Source organism: Opitutus sp. sgz309028, from assembly GCF_059821195.1.
Map to the genome: position 1 here is coordinate 13,891 of NZ_JCAMRR010000001.1, position 20,744 is coordinate 34,634.

The following is a 20,744-nucleotide window of genomic DNA, read 5'->3' on the forward strand; positions in this document are numbered from 1 at the left end:
CTTTCACTGTCACTTTCACCGTCACTTTCCACTTCATGAACATCCTCGTCACCGGCGGCTGTGGGTTTATCGGCTCCAACTTCATTCGGCAGCGGCTGGCGGAGTCCGGCTCGGCGCTGACGAAGCTCGTCAATCTCGACGCGCTCACCTACGCGGGCAATCCCGCCAACCTGGCGGACGTCGCCGGCGATCCGCGCTATGTTTTCGTCCAAGGTGACATCGGCGACGGCGCGCTCGTGGCACGGCTGCTGGCCGATCACGCGATCGACGCGGTGGTGAATTTCGCGGCCGAGTCGCACGTCGACCGCTCGATCGATTCGCCGGAGCCGTTCGTGCAGACCAACGTCGTCGGCACGCTGCGCCTCTTGAACGCGGCGCGGCTGTACTGGGCGAAACTGCCGGAGCCGCGGAAGAATGCGTTTCGATTTCTCCACATCTCGACCGACGAAGTGTACGGCACGCTTGCCCCGGACGATCCGGCGTTCACCGAGCAAACGCCCTTCGCGCCCAACTCGCCCTACGCGGCGTCGAAAGCGTCGAGCGATCACCTCGTGCGCTCGTATCATCACACCTATAAATTTCCGACGCTCACGACGAATTGTTCGAACAACTACGGGCCGTATCATTTCCCGGAAAAGCTGATCCCGCTGATGATCCTCAACGCGCTCGAGGGCAAACCGCTGCCGGTGTACGGCGACGGCATGCAGATCCGCGACTGGCTGTATGTCGAGGACCACGCGGCGGCGATCTGGCTCGTGCTGCAGCGCGGCCGCGTGGGCGAGACTTACAACATCGGCGGTTTGAACGAAAAACCGAACATCGAGATCGTGCAGACGATTTGTGCGCTGCTGGATCGGAAGTCGCCGCGCGCCGATGGAAAATCCTACGCCACGCAGATCACGCACGTGCAGGACCGTCCCGGCCACGACCGTCGCTACGCGATCGACTGTGCGAAGATCCAGCGCGAGCTCGGCTGGTCCCCGCGCGAGTCGTTCGAAACCGGCATCGAGAAAACCGTCGACTGGTATCTCGGTCACCGCGAGTGGGCGGCGGACATTACCGCTGGCCGTTATGCGCGCCAGCGGCTGGGGACGGCTCTCTGACGGCCAGCGGAGATTAAGTGGCAAGTTTAAGTTGAAGATGAAAGAGCCTTCCGACGAGTCGTTCGAGAAGCTGGAGGTCTGGCGGCGAGCTCAGGCATTGAGCATCGAGGTTTATCGACTCCTCGCCGATTGTCGCGATTGGGGCTTCAAGGATCAAATCACGCGCGCCGCCAACAGCATCGCGGACAATATCGCGGAAGGCGCCGAGCGTGTCAGCAAGGCCGAGTTCAAGCAGTTCCTCGGCTACGCCAAAGGCTCGGCCGGGGAAACCCGCTCCCAAGTATTGCGCGCCGTCCCCCTCGGATATCTCGAAACGCAAACAGGGCAGCGTCTTCGCGCCGAACTTTGCGAAATCTCGCGAATGCTCCACGGATTGATCAAAGCTCTCGATCGCTAAAACCGCTGCGTATGCCCGATCTTCAACTTCAAACTTCAACTTCAACCAACGATGCCGCGGCGCGGCCGCGACGCGGCATCGTGCTCGCTGGCGGTTCAGGCACCCGCCTCTACCCGTTGACCATCGCGGTCAGCAAGCAGCTGATGCCCGTCTACGACAAGCCGATGATCTATTATCCGCTGTCGACGCTCATGCTGTCGGGAATCCGCGAGATCCTCGTCATCTCCACGCCCACCGACCTGCCGCTCTTCCGCCGGCTGCTCGGCGACGGCTCGCAAATCGGCCTCGCCCTCTCCTACGCCGAACAACCCAGCCCCGACGGGCTCGCGCAGGCGTTTCACATTGCCGCCGACACCGGCTTCCTCTCCGGCACGGAACCCTCCGCGCTCGTCCTCGGCGATAATCTCTTCTACGGCCACGATCTCACGAAGTCCCTCGAACGCGCTCACGCGCGGACCGACGGTGCGACGATCTTCGGCTACCACGTCGCCGACCCGAAAAGCTATGGCGTCGTCGAGTTCGCGGACGACGGCCGCGTCGTTTCGCTCGAGGAAAAGCCCGCGCAACCAAAATCCAACTACGCGATCCCCGGCATCTATTTCTACGATCGCGACGTGGTCGCCCTCGCGCGTTCGCTGAAGCCGTCGAAACGCGGCGAGCTCGAGATCACCGATCTCAACCGGCTCTATCTCGAAGCCGGCCGGTTGCACGTCGAAGTCCTCGGCCGCGGCACGGCCTGGCTCGACACCGGCACGCACGACTCGCTGCTCGATGCGGCGCAGTTCGTCGGCGTCATCGAAAACCGCCAGGGGCTGAAGATCGCGTGTCTCGAGGAGATCGCGTATCGGCAGGGCTGGATCGATCGCGCGCAGCTCGACGCCAATATCGTGAAGCTCGGCAAGTCGTCCTACGGCTCCTATCTTCGCAAGGTTTTTGCCGAGACCGCGTAAGCGCGGCGCAATTCACTCTCATTTTTCTTAGTTTCACGCGGCCGTCTGGCACTTTTTGGCCGGAGCTGACGTAATCCTTTGGAAATGAGCCTCCCGCTGCCGTCTTCGGACGACTCCGATCTCGAACTCTCGATCGTCATGCCCTGCCTCAACGAGGCAGAAACCCTGGCCGGCTGCGTGGAGGAGGCGCTGCAGGCCCTCCGCGACGCGAATCTCCGCGGCGAGGTGATCGTCGCCGACAACGGTAGCACCGACGGCTCGCAGACGATCGCGACGCGCGCCGGCGCGCGGGTCGTGCCCGTGGCGGAAAAAGGCTACGGGTGCGCGCTGCGCGGCGGGATCGCGGCGGCGCGCGGACGCTACCTTGTGATGGGCGACGCCGACGGCAGCTACGACTTTTCGCAGGCGGGCGCGTTCGTGGCGAAGTTGCGCGAAGGCTGGGATCTCGTGATGGGCAACCGCTTCCGCGGCGGCGTGCAACCGGGCGCGATGCCGTGGAAAAACCGTTACATCGGCAACCCGATCCTCTCGGGACTCGGCCGGCTGTTTTTCGGCAGCGCGATCGGCGACTTCCATTGCGGGCTGAGGGCGTTTTCGAAAGAGGCATATGAACGGCTCGCACTGCGCACGACCGGCATGGAGTTCGCGTCCGAGATGGTGATCAAGGCGACGCTCTTCCATTTCCGCGTGACGGAGATTCCGACGATCCTGCGGCCCGATGGACGCAGCCGACCACCGCACCTGCGGCCGTGGCGCGACGGCTGGCGGCACCTGCGGTTCATGCTGTGGTTTTCACCGCGCTGGCTGTTTCTCCAACCCGGCCTCGCGCTGATCGCCGCCGGCGTCGCGATCGGCGCCGTGCTCGTGAGCGGACCGCTCACGATCGGTCGCGTGACCTTCGACGTGCACACGCTGTTGTTTGCCGCGGTCGCGATCCTGATCGGGCTGCAATCGGTGATCTTTGCGGTGCTGACGAAAGTCTTCGCGATCCAGTCCGGCGTGCTGCCGCCGGACCCGAAACTGCAGCGCTGGATGGATCGGTTGAACTTGGAAAAATCCCTCGCCGTGGGCATTGCGGCGGGACTGGCGGGATTGATCCTGTCGCTGCACGCGGTCGGGCTGTGGCGCGCGGAAGGGTTCGGTCAACTCGCGCCCGGCGAACTGCTGCGTTGGGTGATTCCCGGCGGCGTGCTGCTGGCGGTGGGTTGTCAGATCGTGCTCGCCGGGTTTTTCCTCAGCATCCTCGCGCTGCCGTTGAAACGATGATCGCGCCGACCTCGCGAAACCTAGGCGGCAGCGGACGCGGCTGGACGCTCGCCTGCGCGCTGTTGGTGATCTTCAAACTCTGGCTCGTCGCGGCCCAGCCGGTCCTCGCGATCGGCGGCGCGGGTCATGACGATCGCCTCTTCCTGCATCTCGCGGACAAGATTCTCGGCGGCCACTGGCTCGGCGCTTACAATCAACTCACGCTCGCGAAGGGTCCGCTGTATTCGTTGTGGATCGCAGCGACGGTGATCGTCGGAATCCCGCTGCCGCTCGCGCAACACCTGCTCTACCTCGGCGGCTGCGTGCTGGTGGTGCGCGCGGTGCGACCGCTGCTGGCTTCGCACGTCGCGGCGTGCGGCCTGTTCCTGCTGCTGTGGTGGAATCCGATGTCGTATGAAATGACGGTGCTCGGACGCGTGTTGCGGCAAAATCTCTACACGCCGGCGACGCTGGGATTTTTCGCAGGCTTGATCGCGCTCCTCACCGCGCGAAACGCCTCGCGCGCCGTGCGCACCGGCTGGGGCATTCTGCTCGGCGCGAGTGGCGGGGCGTTGTGGCTGACGCGCGAGGAAACGATCTGGGTGGCGCCGAGCGCGGTGCTGCTCGCCGGCCTGGCGGCGTGGCTTTCATGGCGCGCCGGCGAACGGCTGCGTCCGCTGGTACTGCCCGTGGTAGCGGCGACGGCGACGTCCGCGGCGATGCTGCTCACGGTGTGCGCGTTGAATCGGGAGTATTACGGCTGGTTTGGCACGGTGGAGTTTCGTGCGCCCGAGTTCGTGCGCGCTTACGGCGCGCTGCAGCGGGTGAAATCGAGCTACGAGATCCCGTATGTGCCGGTCACGCGCGAGGCGCGGGAGAAAATCTATGCGGTGAGTCCGGCGTTCGCGGAGCTGCGTCCGCATCTCGACGGGTGGTTGGGCGAGGCCTGGGCGGGGGCATCGAGCGGTGTCACGCATCGGCCGGCGAGCGAGCGAGAGATGGGTGGCGGCTGGTTCATGTGGGCGCTGCGCGATGCCGTCGCTTCGGCAGGACACGCGTCGAGCGCGCGCGAGGCGCTCGCGTTTTACGCGCGGATCGCCGACGAAGTGAACGCCGCGTGCGATCGCGGCGAGCTCGACGCGCGGCCGCGGCGCGATTCGTTCGTGCCGCCGTGGCGGCCGGAGTTCACCGCGGGTTTGCGCCGGGAGGTTCCGCGCGCGCTGCAGTATTTCGTTTCGTTCGAGGGCGGGTCGGCGTTTGCGCCTGGCAGCTTGGGCACCGCCGCGGAGCTCAAGTTGTTCAGCGATCTCACGCGCTGGCCGCTCGCGCCTTCGGCGGAGGCGCCGGACCTCGATCGGAAGCGGCAGCAGCAATTCGATTTCGGTCGCGTCTGGCTGCTCGAGAAGATCGGCCGCGGTGTCGGCGGCGCGCTGATGATCGGCAGCTATGGCGCCGTGCTCTTGTGGGGCGTGCTGATCGTGGCCGCGTTGCGCCGGCGCAAGCTGCCGGTCACGTTGGTCGTCGCGGCCGCGGCGGGCGGCGGAGCGCTCGCGGTGGTGTTGATCAACACGGTCGTCGACGTGGTGTCGTTTCCGAATCGCAGCCCGGGCGCGTTCGCGCAGGCGTATCCGTTGTTGATTCTGTTTGTCGGCCTGGTGTGGATGGAGGCCGTGCGAATCGAACGGAACGCTGTCGTGCGGCGATGACTACACGCATTCGTCTTTCCCGCTGGCTGTTGATCGCGGGTTTCGTGCTCACGATCTTCAGCTGCAAACTGTGGCTGATCGCGACGGCGGGCACGGACCTGCCGCTGCTCGATCAGTGGGACGCCGAGGGCGAAACGCTGTTGCGACCGTGGGTGGAAGGCTCGTGGCGGTGGAGCCAGTTGTTCGATGCGCACAACGAACACCGCATCCCGTTCACACGACTTTTCGGACTCGGGCTTTTCGAGCTCAACGACCGCCAGTGGGACGGCTATGTCGAATCGGTCACGGCGGCCACGATTCACACGCTGTGCGCGCTAGTGCTGCTGCTGATCGCGGGCCGGTTGTTCACGGGCGCGCGTTTCGGCGGCGTGGTGATTTTGCTCCTCGCGCTGTTTTGTCTGCCGCTGTCGCCGGAGAACACGCTCGTGGGTTTTCAGGTGCAGTTCTATCTGTTGCTGCTGTTTTCGCTCGGCCACCTGTGGTTCACGCTGACGCGGTCGACGTTCAGCGCGTCGTGGTGGGTCGGCCAGCTCTGCGGCGTGCTCACGCTCGGGACGATGGCCTCGGGATTTCTGTCGTCGGCGGCGATTCTCGGCGTCCTTGCGCTGCGGGGGATCCAGGAATGTCGCTGGACGGCGCAGCAAATCGCCAGCGCGGCGATCGCGCTCGCCATCGCGATCGCCGGCGTGCTGCTGATGCGCGAAGTGCCGGCGCATGCCGCGTTGCGCGCGCAGTCGCCGGGGCAGTTTCTCGAAAGCTTTCTCGTGCTGATCGGCTGGCCGGGCGAGGCGCGGTATTATCCGTGGACGGCGGCGCTGAGTCTGCCGGTGATCGTGTTTGCGGTCAGCCGGCTGCGGCGGGGAACGTGGACGCGGGAGGATGCGTTTCTGTTCGGCCTGATTGTCTGGATCACGGTGCAGATCGCGGCGATCGCCTACGGCCGCGGAATCCTCGGGCGGCAATCGATGCTCTCGCCGAATCGCTACCTCGATCTGCTCGCAATCAACGTGCTGCTCAATTTTCTCGTCCTGCTGCGCAGCACCCGCACGCGCTTCCAGCAGATCCTGGCCGCGGTGTGGCTGATCTGCCTGTGTCACCTGCTCGTCCGTTACGCGCAGATCCTGTGGCGGTCGGACATCCTGCGCGACGTTGGAAGAAATCACCGCCGCGAGATCAACGTGCGCGATTATCTCCGGACGGGCGACTCCCGCCATTTGTCGGAACCGCCCGCGAGCGACATCCCTTATCCCAGTCCCGAAGCGCTGCAGCAGCGCCTCGCGTCGCCGGCGATCGCCGACGCGATGCCGCCGAGCGTGCATCGCCCCCTGCCGCTCGCCGGCGAACCCGCGGCTGCGCCACAAGCGCTGCCGGACGGATTTGCCGCTGCGCCCGGCGCGCTGGTCCTGAGCACGTGGACGCCGCCGGACGCGGGTGCGCCCTCCGAAATCGGGTGGCGAAGCCCGCCGCAGACCGCCAAACCGGAGCGGCCGTATCTGCGCTTCCATGTCGCCGGCGATTTCCGGTCGGACGACGCGTCGCTTCAACTCGTGCTCAAATCCGCGGCCGGCGACGTGGCGCTGCGGCCGGGCGCGGGAGCCAACGAGGCGTGGCAACGCGTCGAGATCGCGCGACCGGACGGCGACTGGTGGATCGAGGTGCGCGACGCGAGCGCGAGCGGGTGGCTGGCGTTCACCGCGCCGGTGGAGATGGCGCGCGGCTCGTGGGCGGTGCAGCGCGTGCTGGCGGCGCGGACGTGGCTGTTCGCGCTCGGGGCTTTGTTGCTCGGTGTCAGCCTGATCTTGCAGGTGAAACGTCGCGGCTGGCGATCGAAGGGAGAGGTCGCCGGCGCATGAACCGGCGCGGTTTTGAGCTTCGCCGGAGCCGTGGCGCTCTCCTAGGTTGATCCGCGAATGGCGAAAGTCTCGTTCATCACCTCGCTCTACAACTGCCTGCCGCTGACGCAGGAGATGCTCGCCAGCCTGCGTGCGACCCTGCCGGACGAGCTCGCGCACGAGATCATTTTCATCGACGACGGCAGCACCGACGGCACGCGCGACTGGCTCGCCACGCTGCCGCCGCCGTGCCGCGCGATCCTGAACGAGCGCAACCTCGGTTTCGCCGCGTCGAACAACCGCGCCGCGCGTGCGGCGACGGGCGACCTGCTGTTCTTTCTCAACAACGACCTCGTGCTGCAGCCCGGCTGGTTCGAGCCGATGATGCTGCTCTTCACGCTGCGCGACCGGCTGGGGCTCGTGGGCAACCGGCAGAACGCGCATCGCGACGGCTCGCTCGACCACTGCGGCGTGCGGTTCGACTCGCTGGGCCGGCCGTTTCACGACCGACGCCAGCCGTGGTGGAAAATGTTGAAGCGCTATTCGCGCTATCGCGCCGTGACCGCGGCGTGCTGCGCGATTTCGCGTGAGGTGTTTCTCGACATCGGCGGCTTCGACGAAGTTTACCGCAACGGCTACGAGGACATCGATCTCTGCCTGCGGCTCAACGTGCGCGGCTATCGCAACTACGTCGCCAACCAGAGCACCGTGCTGCACCACGTGAGCGCCTCGCCGGATCGCTTCGTGAAGGAGAACGACAATCTGAAGGAATACCTTCGCCGCTGGGGCCCGCCCTTCCGGCCGCCGCGCGATCCCTCCGGCCGCGAACTCGGCTGGAGTTATCTCAGCCGGTATTGGAAACGGCCGTGGCGCTATCACGGTTTGAAAGTCGCGCTCGCGCTCGCGCGCATCGTGACGAACCGCCCCTGCCACCATCTGATCAAACGCTGGAAGCTCACCGGGGCGACCACGTGAGCCGCGTCCGACCGCGCTGATGGCCTTCGTCCTCGCCGCCGCCTTCGCCCTCGCGTGCCCGCTTTCCGGATACGGACTCGGCGTCCGACTCGGCGCGCTTTCGCCCGTGCGGCGTTTCGCGATCTCGACGCTGGCGGGTCTGCTGCTGCTGCTCGCGACGCTTTCGGTGGTCAACGCCTTCGTGCCCCTCGGACCGTTTGCCGCCGCGCTCTGCCTGTGGCCGATTGCGTGGACCCTCCTCCCGGCCGCGTCGCGCCGTGCATTGGGCGACGACCTGCGCGCAATGTCGGGCGGCCGTCTCGGTCAGGCCGCGCTGGCGCTGACGATTCTCTCGCTCGCGATCCTGCAATGGCCCGAGCTGTCCCGACCGGAGCTGATCTACTACGACGGCACCGCGAATCACGACGGCTACTTCTGGGTGACCGGCGCGAAACACCTGCAGGCGCACCCCTACCTCGAAATGGCGCCGCCTGATCCGTTTCATCCCTGGGCTGATGCGACCCGGGCGATCAGCGGCTGGCGTCCGGCGTGGGGCCGCGCCGGCGCCGAGACGCTGCTCGCGCTCGCGGCCTCGCTCACCACGCTCGATCCGGTGGCCGTGTATCTGCCGCTCACGGCCGCGCTGTTCCTGCCGTGGCTCGCCGCGGTGTATCTCGTGGCGCGCGGGTTCTGGATCGAGCGCCTGACATGGACCGGCCTCGTCGCGCTGATCGCGCTGCAGCCGTTGTTCACGTTTTTTCGCGCCAACGCGAATCTCCCGAATCTGCTCGGCATTCTCTCGGGCGCGACCGCCGTAATCGCGCTGCACTTTTTTCTAGCCGGGAACGCACCGCGGCGGGGCTGGCTCGTCCTGCTCGCGCTCGCGGTGCATGGCGTGCTCTTCACGTATCCGGAGCTCGCGCCGTTCATTGCGCTGCCGGGGGCGCTGCTGTTGCTCCGCGCGTGGCGAGCGCGAAATCCGTCAACGCCGCCGCGCCGGATCACCTGGGCGGTGGCCGCGACGCTGATCGGTCTGATCGCGCAGCCGGCGACGGCGGTGCGCGCGTATCATGGCTTTGCGCATTCGTTTCAGGCTGCGCGCGCCGACGAGGCCTGGGTGAGCATCATGGCGAAGCTCGAGCCGCCGCAGTTTCTCCCGACGCTCGTCACGCTGTCGGCCAGCGGGATGCAGTATTTGGGATTTGGATTCGGGCTGCTGGCGTCCGCCGCGCTGATCGGCGGCATAGTCATCGCGCTGGCGCGAGCCCGGGATCGTTTCGGAGCAGCCGCCACGCTCGCGGGTGCGGCGCTGTTGCTGGTTTATACCATCCTAACGGATTTCGATTACGGCTGGCAGAAGTCCGCCCAGTTCTCCGCGGTCTTTCTGGCCGCGATGCTGCCGGTGGCGGCGTTGAACGACGCGCCCGTTTTCCTCCGGAGGGGGTGCCGCGGCGCTTTTCCCGCCGTGCTGCTCGCCGGGACGACGATCGTTTTTGCGATTGGCGTAATTTTCCACGGATTCGACACGCAGAAGTGGTCGGTGCGAAAAGCGATCACGCGCGACTGGCCGGCATTGGGCGCGCACGTTTCGCGCGCGTTGGCCGGCCAGACGATCCTCGTGGAGCCGGCGACGTTTCGGATGTCGTTCTTCGACGGCATGTGGGCAGCCTACTATCTGCGGGCGGCTTCGGTCGTTTACGCGGAGCGCGGACACCAGAACGGCGGCTATCTGCGCAGCGCGGTCCGGCATGAGTCCGACGCAGATTCACCTGCGCCCGCGGCGGTCCTGCTCAGCCGCGCGTGGGCCGATGCCTTCGACGTCGATTCGCCGCGGCTGTTCAGCTCCGAGCGTTTCGTGCTGCTGCGCGCGGCGAACCGGGTTTTGCGGCTCGACGGCTTTTCTCCGGCGCAAGGCGTGCCGGACACGATCGACCCGGCAGCGACGATCGTGATCCGGCCGGGGCAGCGCGCGGAGCTGCGGTTGTCGATCGAAGCCGAGGCGACCGTGCACTGGCGGGCGACCCACCTCGTGGCGGGCCGCCCGCGCGAGACGTTCGACGTCGCCGGGCCCGCACCGTGGCAGTTCACGGTGCCGCTCGAACCGAATCAGGACAACCACATCGAGTTCGTCGCCACGCCGCTCACCGACGACGCTCCGCCGGGCCGTTACAGGATTGCGGCCATCCGCCTCGTGCCTGTTCCCTGACGCTGCATGCTCCTGCTCGATCTCACCCACACCAGCCACACGCCGGCGCGGACCGGCATCCAGCGCGTGGCGCGAGCGCTGCATCAGAATTTTGGAGACAACGCGCTTGCCGTCACCCGCGATCCGTTTCTCGGCGGGTGGCGTGCGCTGGAAGCGTGGGAGCTCGCCGACCTCGTGCGCAGCCAGGGCGGTTTGAAGCGCAAGGCCACCTGGCCCGCGTCCGCCAAGTGGCGCGGACGGTTCCGCCGCGCTTTCGGCCGCGCGCCGCAGCATCTTTTGCGGGGAGAATTCGATGCGCTGATCGTGCCGGAGCTGTTTTCCGTTCAGGTCGCGCGCGACCTGCCGAAACTTTTCGCGCACGTCCGAGGACCGCGCGTGGCGTTGTTTCACGATCCGATTCCGCTGCGTTTTCCGGAATTGACGCCCCCCGGGACGGTGGCGCGGCTGCCGGTGTATCTGCAGGACCTGCTGCAATTCGACGGAATCGCGGCGATCTCGGAAGAATCGCGCGCTTCGCTCCTCGCCTATTGGAAATGGCTGGGCGTGACGTCGACCCCGACCGTCGCCGCAATTCCGCTCGGCGTCGATCCGCCGCGAACCGCCGGCACAGAGGCGGCGGCGGCGCGGGAGTCCGCCAGTCCGGTGGTGCTGTGCGTCGGCACGCTTGAAGGACGGAAAAATCACGGCGTGCTGCTCGACGCCTGCGAAGCGCTCTGGGCGCGCGACGTCCGGTTCGAGCTCCGGCTCATCGGCCACGTGAACGCCGAAACCGGTGGCCCGGCGCTCGCGCGCGTGCGCGCGCTGCAGGCCTCGGGCCGGCCGTTACGGTTCGACGGTCCGGCGACGGATGAGGCGATCGCGGCGGCTTACGCCGAGGCGGCGTTCACGGTTTATCCCTCGATTGCAGAGGGCTTCGGGTTGCCGGTGATCGAGAGCCTCGCCCGCGGCAAGCCGTGTATCTGCTCGGCGAAAGGCGCGCTCGGCGAGATTTCGCAGCACGGCGGCTGCGTGGCGCTCAAGACGTTGACCGCCGCGTCCGTCGCGGAGGCGATCGCCGACCTGCTCGCCCGACCGGACGAGCTCGCGCGACTTTCCGCCGTTGCGCGCGGCCGGCGGTTCAAATCGTGGGCCGACTATGCGCGCGACCTCGAATCATGGATACAAACCGTGCGGCGGCGCTGAAGACGACGCTGCCGCTCGTCCTGTTGTGCGTGGCGGTGACGTTCGGCGGGATCGTGTGGCAGGCGTGGGACATGTTCGGACCGGGCCGGCGCTCGATGCTGCAGGGTTGGGACGACAGCTTTTATTATTTTTGGCTGCCGTCGGTCGTGATCGACCACGATCTCGATTTCTCGAATCAACTCGCACAAAGCGAGTCATTGCCGGCGGCGGATCGCGAGGCGGCGCTGGCGGCGCCGCGCACCGCGACGGGACTCGTGCCGAACAAGTATCCGCCCGGCTGGGCGATCGGCAGCGCGCCGTTTTTTCTGCTCGTGCATGCGTTCAGTCCCGCCGATTCGACGGGGTTCGAGCCGCGCTACCTGCTCGCGGTGTGGCTCGGCCAGCTGCTGTATGCGATCGGCGGCATGTGGCTCGCGACGCGAATCCTGCAGCGGTTCTTTCCGCCGCGAGAGTCGAGTTTCGCGGCGCTCGTGATCTGGCTCGCGAGTCCCCTCGTGTATTATCAATCCGCCCGGCTCTCGATGAGTCACAGCCAGGTATTCGCGCTGGCGATGCTGGTGTTCTGGACGGCGCTGCGACTTGAGGATGGAGAACGCCGCGGGCGTTTCTGGGCGTTGCTCGGGTTCGCGTCGGCGCTGCTCGTCGTCACGCGCAACGTCACCGTCGTGTATCTTCTGATGCCTGCTTGGGTCGTGCTGCGGCAACTTCGCTCGGCGCGCGCGGCCGCGGCGTTGATCGCCGGAGCCGCACCGATCGTGGCGCTACAGTTGCTGGCGTGGAAAGTTCTCTATGGGCGCTGGCTCGTGTATTCCTACGGCGGCGAGCGTTTCGATTTTTCGCAGCTGCATCTCGCCGAGGTTTTGTTTTCGCCGCGGCACGGCTGGTTTTACTGGCACCCGCTGCTGTTGCCCGCGGTGGCGGGTTTCGTCTTCTGGGCGATCGCGCGCGGCGGGGCGATCGGGCGCGCGTGGTTGGGGTCGCTGGTGCTGATGACTGGATTGGCGGCGGCTTGGCCGATGTGGTGGCTGGGGTCGTCGTTCGGTTATCGCGGTTTCGAGATCGGCGTCTTTTTTTCGATGATCGGATTGGCAACGCTGCGACAACGGCTTGGGCGCCCCCTGCTCGCGCGTGGGCTCGTCGCCGGTGCGACTGCTCTCGCCATCGTTTGGAATCTCGCGCTGCTGAGTCTCTTTCTCGGGCAGCGAATTCCACGCGAGGAACCGGTGCGTTATCGCGACGCGGCGGCGGCTCTGGTGGAACTCGTGCGGTCGACGCGCTGACGGGCGGCTTTCGGATTTGCCAACCCCCTCGTCGCACCTAGCGTCCCGTCGACCTATGGCGTTATCGTTTTTTGCGAAGGAAAAGAAGGGCATCCTCACGCGCTGCCGCGATGACTATGCGACGAAGATGCGGCTGCGTTACAATCCGTACTACCACGCCATGGAGTCGCAGCAGGGCACGACGGTGAAGCTCGACGGGCGCGAGATGATCATGTTGTCGAGCAACGATTATCTCGGGCTCTCGTTTCATCCGAAGGTGATCGAGGCGGGTCGCGACGCGCTGCTCAAATGGGGCACGAGCACGACGGGAGCGCGGCCCTCGAACGGCTCGCGGGCGTTTCATCTGCGGCTCGAGGAAAAGCTCGCGGCGTTCTTCGGACGCGAGGCGTGCCATGTGCATGCCGCCGGTTATCTTTCCTGCCTGTCGAGCGTCGCGTCGTTCGCGCAAAAGGGTGACGTCATTTACGCCGACAAGAACATCCACTCCTGCCTGTGGGACGGCATTCGTCTCTCGATGGCGACGGTCGAACGCTTCTCGCACAACAGTCCGGACGACCTGCGCAGCGTGATCGCGGCGACGAGCTCCGACGCGCCGAAGATGCTGGTGATCGAGGGCGTGTATTCGATGGAAGGGCATATCGCGCGGATGCGGGAGCTGATCGACATCGCGGATGCGAACAGCGTTTTCTCGGTCGTGGACGACGCGCACGGTTTCGGCGTGCTGGGCCGTCAGGGCCGCGGGACGGTCGATCACTTCGGCCTCAACGATCGCGTCGACGTGATTTGCGGCAGCCTGTCGAAATCGCTCGCGAGCACGGGCGGCTTCATCGCGGCGTCGCGCGACGTGATCGAGTATCTCCGGTCGAATTCGCGACAGACGATCTTCAGCGCCGCGATCAGTCCGGCGCAGGCCGCGTGTGCGGAGACTGCGCTGGAGATCATGCAGACCGAGCCGCAGCATCACGAGCGACTCTGGGCCAACACGAAGAAGTATCGTGCGATGCTGAAAGGTCTCGGCCTCGACCTGTGGGGCAGCGAAACGCCTGCCGTGCCGATCGTGCTGGGATCGAAGGAGCGCGTGTATCTTTTCTGGCGCGCGTTGATGGAGAAAGGCGTGTTCACCGTGATGTCGATCGCGCCCGCGGTTCCCGCCGGCAAAGATCTCATCCGCACCGCGATCTCCGCGATGCACACGGACGAGCAGCTCGAGAAGATCGCCGAGGCGATGGCCTATGCGGTGAAACGGCTCTGAGTGTCGAGCCGGCCCACGGAGTGGAGAACCACGCAAGACACGAAACACACGAATCGGATCTGACCACAGAGTGCACGGAATGCACAGAATTCATCTCGGTCAGCTTCCTTTCCATGTAGTCCGTGGGCAGGTCGCCGCTTCGCGGCGAGTTTGGGTCTAAAGTGTAAAGTTGAAGGCGTGACCATCGTGACGATGGCCGCTACCGCACCACTTCGCGGCGTCACCGAGTGCGCGGGACCTCTATCCGGAGAGCCCACGGAACACACGGATCACACAGAAAAGAATCCAGTCCGATTCCGTGTAGTCCGTGTATTCCGTGGGCCTTCTTCCTTTCGTGTTTTTCGTGTATTTCGTGGTTTCAACCGGATTGCCTTTGAGCCTCTTTGCAACGGATTCCACTGAGGGAACCACGAAAGACACGAAACACACGAAAATCGGATCTGACCACGGTACACGCCGCTTCGCGGCGAGTTTGGGTTAAAGTGCGTGTATTCCGTGGGCCTTCTTCCTTTCGTGTTTTTCGTGTATTTCGTGGTTTCAACCGGCCCCCCGCGCGGCTTACGCCTGAGCCAAACCGGCTTGTAGGATTCTCGCGGTTTCGGCCCAGGTGGGCAGCGGGCGACTTGCCGCCTCTTCGCGCAGACGTGCTTGGCGGGCGGTTCGGCCGATCACATCGCGCAGCGCGGCGGTCCAGGCCTCGACAGAATCAAGCTCAGCGAGCAGACAACCGCCGCCATCGGCGTTTTCGCGCAACACCGCCAGGTCGCTGGCCACGCAAGGCACCCCACGCCACAGCGACTCGAGCAGCGGGAGTCCGCAGCCTTCGGCGATCGTCGGGAAGACGGTGGCATCCGCCTCCGCGTAAAGCGTCGCCAACTGTGCATCGCTCGCGGCCTCGTGAAAATGCAGGCCGGACCAACGCTTCTTCAGCTCGCGAATCCGCCGCACCACCGGTGCGCCGAAGTGCGGGTTGACCCGTCCGACGATGTGCAGATTGAACTTCAGTCCCGCGCGGCAAAGTCCGTCGCAAACTTCGAGGAGAAAGAGCTGGTTTTTCCGCGGTTCGAGGATGCCGACGCACAACAGATTCGCGGGTCTGCTCGCCGGCGGCGCGGGCGTGGCGGTCCGCGGACGGCCGTCGAAATCGGCACCGAGCGGCAGCACCTCGACCGGCGGCGGGCGCTCGAGTCCGAGCCAGCGCCAGTAGTCGACGAGCTCCGTGCGGCTGGCGACGGAGATCGCCCAGACGCGCTCGAAACGCGCGAGCATTTTCAGATAATGCGGATGCCGGGCGACGCTGTGCGGCCAGGTGATCCGCGGGTGTTTCAACGGGATCGCGTCGGCGAAAATCGCTGCAGTGCGGCAGCGGCGCGAATCGAGAAAGGCGCCGAAGCCGGGCCGCTCCCCTTCGGAAAACAGTTCGGTCGTGACAAACCAGTCTTGCGCGGAGGCATGGACGCGCGCCTCCTCCCACGTGGCCGCGGACGCGAAGGAGCCGAGTTCGCGGCGCAGCCGGTCGCTGAGCCGCGCGAGCCCGGAGCGATGTTTCACCGACCTGGCCTTCGTGACGTCGAAATAAATCATGACGTCGCGGACGCCGGCACGCCGGCGGGGACCTTCGTATCCGCAATGACACGACGGAAGTGCTGCAGGAGGCGCGCCGCGTTCCGGTGCGCATCGAAATTCTCCTCGACCCAGCGCCGCGCGGCGCCACGGAGGCTGTCGGCAAACCGGTCGTCGCGAGCGAGCCGCCGGATGGCGGTCACCCAGGCTTCCGGCTCCTCCACCGGCGCGACCACCCCGCTCACGCCGTCGGCGACCGCTTCGGTGGTGGCGGCGGTGGGCGACGTCGCCACCAGCACGCCGATCGACATCGCTTCGGGAATCACGTTGGGGAGGCCGTCGCGATCGCCGCTGGGGGCGACGACGCCGGTGTGCAACAGGACGTCGGCCCAGCCGAGCTGGTTCCAGACTTCATGCTGCGGCAGGTGTCCGGTGAACGCGACCTGCGAAGCGACGCCGAGGTGGCCGGCGAGTTGCTCGAGCTGCGGCTGCAGGGGACCGCCGCCGACGATCCGGGCTTCGAAATCCACGCCCGCCGCCTTGAGCGCCGCGTAGATGCGCAGCTGGTGATCGAGTCCTTTCTTCTCCACCAGCCGGGCCACGCAGACGAGATGCAGCGGATCGCGGTGCGCGCGCAGCGGCTTGACCGCCGGCAAACGGTCGAGCCCGCGCCGGATGCAGACGATCCGGTCCGGCGCAAGGCCGCGGGCGATCAGCGAGGCGCGCCCCATTTCGGTGGAGGTATGGACGAACGCCGCGTGCTCGAGCTTGTCGTGCAGCCACCAGTCGCCGCCGTATTCGTAGATGTCATACGCGTGCGCCGCGGCGCTGAAGCGATGGCCGTCCATCCGCCAGAGCAGCCACGCGGCGGTCGCCGGGGCGCCGCCCCAGGCGGCGTGCACCAGCGCGGGCGGATGGCGGCGAAACTCCCGCGCAAACAGGCAGGCGAAGCCTGCGCCAAGCATGTTTTCCCAGAAATTGAGCCAGGACGGCGCGCGGCGCGTGCTCAACCCGCGCAGCAACTGGCGCAGGACGTCGGGCCGCCGCCACGCCTCGTAGGGAATCATCCAGAAAAGCGTAAGGAGCCGCCACTTGTTGAAACGCCGGACCGGGAGACCGCGAAAACTGCGGCTGCCGCCCCACAGCGAATACAGGCGCAGCGACACCCCGAGCTCGCGCATCGCGATGATTTCCCGCTGGAGAAACGTCTCGGTGGCTTTCGGGAACGTGGTGAACAGATAGGCGATGACAGGCTCGGAGGTGCGCAAGGTGGAATACTGTTACAATGCTGCGGCCCGGCCGGCCAAGCGGTAAACGGAAATTACGCGCGCGGCGGGGATGAACCACGAAATACACGAAAGAGGTGAAGGCGGCCGCGGCCCTGCCGCGGCCGCGAGCTGAGATGGGCGGCGCGCGAGTGAAAGTGACAGTTAAAGTGAAAGGGGGAGCCGTCGACACGCTGAAACGCTGACATGCTGAAAAGCTGAAAGGGTGGCGATCGGGACGATCGCCGCTACCGGACCCTAAACTTAACTCGCCGCAACGCGGCGAAAAGGCCGGACGGGGACGACGAGGCGCGGGTGAATTCGAGCTTCAAACGCCGGGCTGCTCCGGGTTCGTCCGTGGGTTCGGTGTGTTCGGTGGGCCGTCCTCCGATGGAAACGGATGGCGCTCGAGTTGGGCGCGCGCCACTTCGTTGCCGAGCTCGACGAGCTCGTCGATCAGCACGGTGGGATCCTCCTCGTGGCGCAGCTGCAGGAAGCGCTCGCGCAAGGCGCGCAACTCCTCCGGCTGCGCCATCCAGCGGTCGATCAACGCGGCGAAGTCCGCCGCGTTTTCGACCTTCGGGCATTCGGCACCGTTGCGGAAGAATTTCCACGTGAGCGCCTCCTGCGGCATGATGCCGCCGAAGGCATTGAACACGATCGGGCAGCGGTAGAAGAGCGCCTTGGCGCAGGTGGTCGTGCCGCCGCGGGTGACGATCACGTCGCTGACCTGCATCAGGCGGTGCACGATTTCGGAGTAGCCTTCGAGGTAGCAACCGAATGCCGGATGCTGCGCGCGCCACTGGAGGAGCTCGTTGTAGGCCTGTCGGTTTCGACCGCAGATGACGATCGCCTGAATGTGGTCGGCGTGGCGCACGAGCGCAGGCAACAGATCGAAATGATTGTGCGCGCCGTTGCCGCCGGTCGCGAGAAAGACCGTGAGCCGGTCCGTCCGGAGACCGAGCTTCTTCGTGAGGAAGGCGCGGCGCTCGCCGGCGTCGAAGATATCGACGTGGGAACGTGGATACATCAGGAGCGCGCGCACGCGGGAGCGCTCGACGGGGATGCCGCGTTTCACCGCGAAATCGTTGGCCGTCGCGGTGCGGGAGAAATACCGGTCGACGGTCGGCTCGATCCAGTTGCGCGAGTAACCCCAACCGCCGGAAAACTCGCCGCAGTAGGTCGCGCAGCGGACGTGCTCGCGGCCGAGCACCTTGCGCGCGACCTGGAAATAACCGCGATTCAAGCAGTCGTGCACGCTGAAGACCAGGTGCGGCCGGAAGCGCTGCAGCACGTCGACGTAGTAGCGTTCGCCGAAGGTGACGCGGCGGGTATTGAGGAACGCGAGGACCTCGACGATGGCGTAGAAGACCTTGTGCACCCAGGGCGCGCCTTGCTGGATGCGGTTGTAGAGACGCACGCCGGCGCGCTGCACGACGGACGAATCCTCGAGCATCTGTTCGATGCGCACCTCGACCTCGTGCCGGTAGAGCTGGAAGCACCACTCGGCAAACGCCTCCGCGCGCGCGTCGTGTCCGCCGCCCGTGCTGGAGGTCAGCACCAGTATCCGAACTTTGGCCACGCTAGAGCCCGAAGTAGCGGGCGGACACCGCGCGGCGCAGGGCGGCGGGCAGGAAGCGCGCGAAGAACGGCGCGATCGCCGCCTGGAACACCATGCCGGAACGCACCGTGCCGTGGCGACGGCGCCGGAGCGCGCGCTTCAGATCGGCGGCGGCGCGCGCGGCGGGCGGCGCGCCGCGGAGGTGATTTTCCAGGGCCTGCCAGGCGCGTTGCGTGCGGGCCGACCGGAGCGGCGGCGAGGAGGAGGCGGCCTGCATGGATTGGTTGAAGTCGGTGCGAAAATCGCCCGGGCGGAAATCGATGACGCTGATTCCGGTGCCGCGGGTTTCAATCCATAAACTTTCGCTGAACGCGGAGAGCGCGGCCTTCGCGACATTGTAGCCGCTCATGAACGGCAGCGGAAACTCCACGGCGAGGGAGGAGACATTGACGAGGCAGCCGGCGTTTTTCCGGCGCATGCGACGCAGGGCGGCATGCGCGAGGCGCAGGGTCGTCCCGATCATCGTGTCGAGCTGCGTCTGCCAGACGGAAAAATCGGTTGCGTCGAATTCGCCGAAGACGCCGTAGCCGGCATTGTTCACCACGAGATCGAAGGCGCCGCCGGCGGTGTTGGCGGCGCGCTCGAAGGCGGTCTCGGCGGCGGCGGGCACCGCCAGATCGAGAATGACCGGCGTGAAGAGCGCCGGATAACGCGAAGCCAGATCGGTGAGCCGGCCGGCGTCGCGGGCCGTGCCCCACACGCGCACGCCCTCGGCGAGGAGCATTTCCGCGAACGCGCGTCCGAGCCCCGCACTGGTGCCGGTGACGAACGCCGTGGCGTAGAGTTCGGACAGCGGACGACTCACGGCTGGCGCAGCAGGATCGCGACATTGGCGCCGCCGAAGCCGCTGCTGTTTTTCAGCACCGTCCGCGGCGCGGTGTTTTCCGTCTGCTGCAGGATGCGCAGGCCCTGGCAGGCCGGATCGAGCTGGGAGATGTTGGCCGAGCCCGGGATGAATCCTTCGCGCATGGCGAGGCTGCAGAAACCGGTTTCCATCGCGCCGGCGAGCGAGAGGCCATGGCCGGTGAGGGATTTCGTGCTGCTGACCGCGGGGCGGCCGGCCGCGGCGCCGAGAGCGGAGCGGAGCGCACGGGTTTCCGAGACGTCGCCGATCAGCGTCGAGGTGGCGTGGGCGTTGATGTAATCGATCTCCTCCGGCGCGACCTGTGCCGCGCGCATCGCTCGCGCCATCGCCGCCGCCAGGCCGCTGCCTTCGGGGTGGGAAATGGCGACGTTATAGCCATCGGACGCCTGGCCCCAGCCGAGAATTTCGCAATACGGTGTCACGCCGCGCCGCGCGACCTCGTCCTCGGTTTCGAGGACCAGCACGGTGGCGCCACCGGTGCCGACAAAACCGTCGCGCGCCGCGTCAAAGGGGCGCGACGCGAGATTGGGATCGGTCTGCAAGGACAACGTGCGCATGCCGGCAAACGGCAGGATCGCGTCCGTGTTTCCATCCTCGCCGCCAACGACGAACATCCGTTTCTGCCGGCCGAGCGTGAGGTCGTCGAAGGCGTAACCGATCGCGTGCGCCGAGGAGGCGCAGGCCGAGGAGAAGCCGCAGGAAGAACCGAGGATCTTGAACGCGGCGACGAGGTTGAAGTTCAGCGTGCCGACGATCGAAGCGACGATGCCGAGCGGCGAGCAGCGCATGACGCCGAACTTGTTGAGGCGGTCATGGTGATAATTCGTGAGCATCGGCGACCCGCCGGACGCGGCGTAGAGGCCGGTCTCCGGATTGGAGACGTCGGTGTCCGCGAGCCGGGCGTCCTCGATCGCCTGGATCATCGCGCAATGCGCGAAGAGGCCGTTCGGCGCCATCGTGCGGAGGAGTTCCCGCTTGATCTTGTAGCGCTCGGGATAGGTCCAGTCCTCCTGATCCGCCGAGTCGGTGAAAAAACCCTTCACGGTGCCGACGACTTTGCACGGGATGTCGGGCTTTTGGAACGGGGGGAAGACCTCGAAGCCGTGCTGCATTTCGCGCAGGTTGCGAGCGACGGTGGCCGCATCGTTGCCGATGCTCGTGACGAAGCCCAAACCGGTGATGAAAACACGAGGCATAATGAAGAAGAAGACTCGAACGCTCCAGCGAGCAAGCGAACGCGTTCCGGGAGAAACGGTCGCAGCGAAAGCGGCCGCCGGTCAATGCGGGAGCACGTTTCAGCGCATCCTCCGGCGACGCGGTAGC

At 66.2% G+C, this 20,744-nt stretch carries 16 protein-coding genes; 11 read left to right on the plus strand and 5 right to left on the minus strand.

Translation table 11 applies throughout. The features are described from left to right. The first annotated feature begins 35 nt into the window (after positions 1 to 35). From rfbB to AC6RV7_RS00125, 11 genes are all read left to right on the plus strand, one after another. Positions 36 to 1,103, plus strand: coding sequence for a dTDP-glucose 4,6-dehydratase (gene rfbB, locus AC6RV7_RS00075; RefSeq protein ID WP_500091839.1), 1,068 nt, complete (start codon positions 36 to 38; stop codon positions 1,101 to 1,103). Further along, positions 1,072 to 1,500: a four helix bundle protein gene (locus tag AC6RV7_RS00080; RefSeq protein ID WP_500091840.1), complete on the plus strand. Its 429-nt coding sequence runs from the start codon at positions 1,072 to 1,074 to the stop codon at positions 1,498 to 1,500. Before rfbB ends, AC6RV7_RS00080 begins: the two co-directional genes overlap by 32 nt. Before the next feature lie 11 nt (positions 1,501 to 1,511). Further along, the gene (rfbA, locus tag AC6RV7_RS00085; protein WP_500091841.1) at positions 1,512 to 2,450 is read left to right on the plus strand and encodes a glucose-1-phosphate thymidylyltransferase RfbA; all 939 of its coding nucleotides are present in this window, start codon (positions 1,512 to 1,514) and stop codon (positions 2,448 to 2,450) included. A gap of 84 nt (positions 2,451 to 2,534) precedes the next feature. Then, on the plus strand, positions 2,535 to 3,716 hold the full coding sequence (locus tag AC6RV7_RS00090) for a glycosyltransferase family 2 protein (protein WP_500091842.1): 1,182 nt from the start codon (positions 2,535 to 2,537) through the stop codon (positions 3,714 to 3,716). Beyond that, a complete protein-coding gene (locus AC6RV7_RS00095) occupies positions 3,713 to 5,401 on the plus strand; it encodes a hypothetical protein (RefSeq protein WP_500091843.1) in 1,689 nt (562 codons plus the stop codon). Before AC6RV7_RS00090 ends, AC6RV7_RS00095 begins: the two co-directional genes overlap by 4 nt. Beyond that, positions 5,398 to 7,254 carry a hypothetical protein gene (locus tag AC6RV7_RS00100; protein WP_500091844.1) on the plus strand — a complete coding sequence of 619 codons (1,857 nt, stop codon included), beginning with the start codon at positions 5,398 to 5,400 and terminating at the stop codon, positions 7,252 to 7,254. Before AC6RV7_RS00095 ends, AC6RV7_RS00100 begins: the two co-directional genes overlap by 4 nt. Positions 7,255 to 7,311: 57 nt before the next feature. Next, a complete protein-coding gene (locus AC6RV7_RS00105; RefSeq protein ID WP_500091845.1) occupies positions 7,312 to 8,208 on the plus strand; it encodes a glycosyltransferase family 2 protein in 897 nt (298 codons plus the stop codon). A 19-nt stretch (positions 8,209 to 8,227) separates the two neighbouring features. After that, on the plus strand, positions 8,228 to 10,393 hold the full coding sequence (locus tag AC6RV7_RS00110; RefSeq protein WP_500091846.1) for a hypothetical protein: 2,166 nt from the start codon (positions 8,228 to 8,230) through the stop codon (positions 10,391 to 10,393). Between the two features lie 6 nt (positions 10,394 to 10,399). Next, positions 10,400 to 11,575 (plus strand): glycosyltransferase, encoded by a 1,176-nt coding sequence (locus tag AC6RV7_RS00115; protein WP_500091847.1) that lies wholly within the window; start codon positions 10,400 to 10,402, stop codon positions 11,573 to 11,575. Next, positions 11,548 to 12,855 carry a glycosyltransferase family protein gene (locus AC6RV7_RS00120; protein WP_500091848.1) on the plus strand — a complete coding sequence of 436 codons (1,308 nt, stop codon included), beginning with the start codon at positions 11,548 to 11,550 and terminating at the stop codon, positions 12,853 to 12,855. Before AC6RV7_RS00115 ends, AC6RV7_RS00120 begins: the two co-directional genes overlap by 28 nt. Positions 12,856 to 12,910: 55 nt before the next feature. Next, entirely contained in the window at positions 12,911 to 14,107 is a 1,197-nt protein-coding gene (locus tag AC6RV7_RS00125) for an aminotransferase class I/II-fold pyridoxal phosphate-dependent enzyme (protein WP_500091849.1), read from the plus strand. Positions 14,108 to 14,665: 558 nt separating this feature from the next. Here AC6RV7_RS00125 and AC6RV7_RS00130 read toward each other — a convergent pair. From AC6RV7_RS00130 to AC6RV7_RS00150, 5 genes are all read right to left on the minus strand, one after another. After that, a complete protein-coding gene (locus tag AC6RV7_RS00130) occupies positions 14,666 to 15,691 on the minus strand; it encodes a glycosyltransferase (RefSeq protein ID WP_500091850.1) in 1,026 nt (341 codons plus the stop codon). Next, on the minus strand, positions 15,688 to 16,938 hold the full coding sequence (locus AC6RV7_RS00135; protein ID WP_500091851.1) for a glycosyltransferase: 1,251 nt from the start codon (positions 16,936 to 16,938) through the stop codon (positions 15,688 to 15,690). Before AC6RV7_RS00135 ends, AC6RV7_RS00130 begins: the two co-directional genes overlap by 4 nt. A 325-nt stretch (positions 16,939 to 17,263) precedes the next feature. Then, positions 17,264 to 18,517 carry a glycosyltransferase family protein gene (locus AC6RV7_RS00140; protein WP_500091852.1) on the minus strand — a complete coding sequence of 418 codons (1,254 nt, stop codon included), beginning with the start codon at positions 18,515 to 18,517 and terminating at the stop codon, positions 17,264 to 17,266. A 1-nt stretch (position 18,518) separates the two neighbouring features. Continuing rightward, positions 18,519 to 19,361: an SDR family NAD(P)-dependent oxidoreductase gene (locus tag AC6RV7_RS00145; protein ID WP_500091853.1), complete on the minus strand. Its 843-nt coding sequence runs from the start codon at positions 19,359 to 19,361 to the stop codon at positions 18,519 to 18,521. After that, a complete protein-coding gene (locus AC6RV7_RS00150; RefSeq protein WP_500091854.1) occupies positions 19,358 to 20,617 on the minus strand; it encodes a beta-ketoacyl-[acyl-carrier-protein] synthase family protein in 1,260 nt (419 codons plus the stop codon). Before AC6RV7_RS00150 ends, AC6RV7_RS00145 begins: the two co-directional genes overlap by 4 nt. Between the last annotated feature and the right edge of the window lie 127 nt (positions 20,618 to 20,744).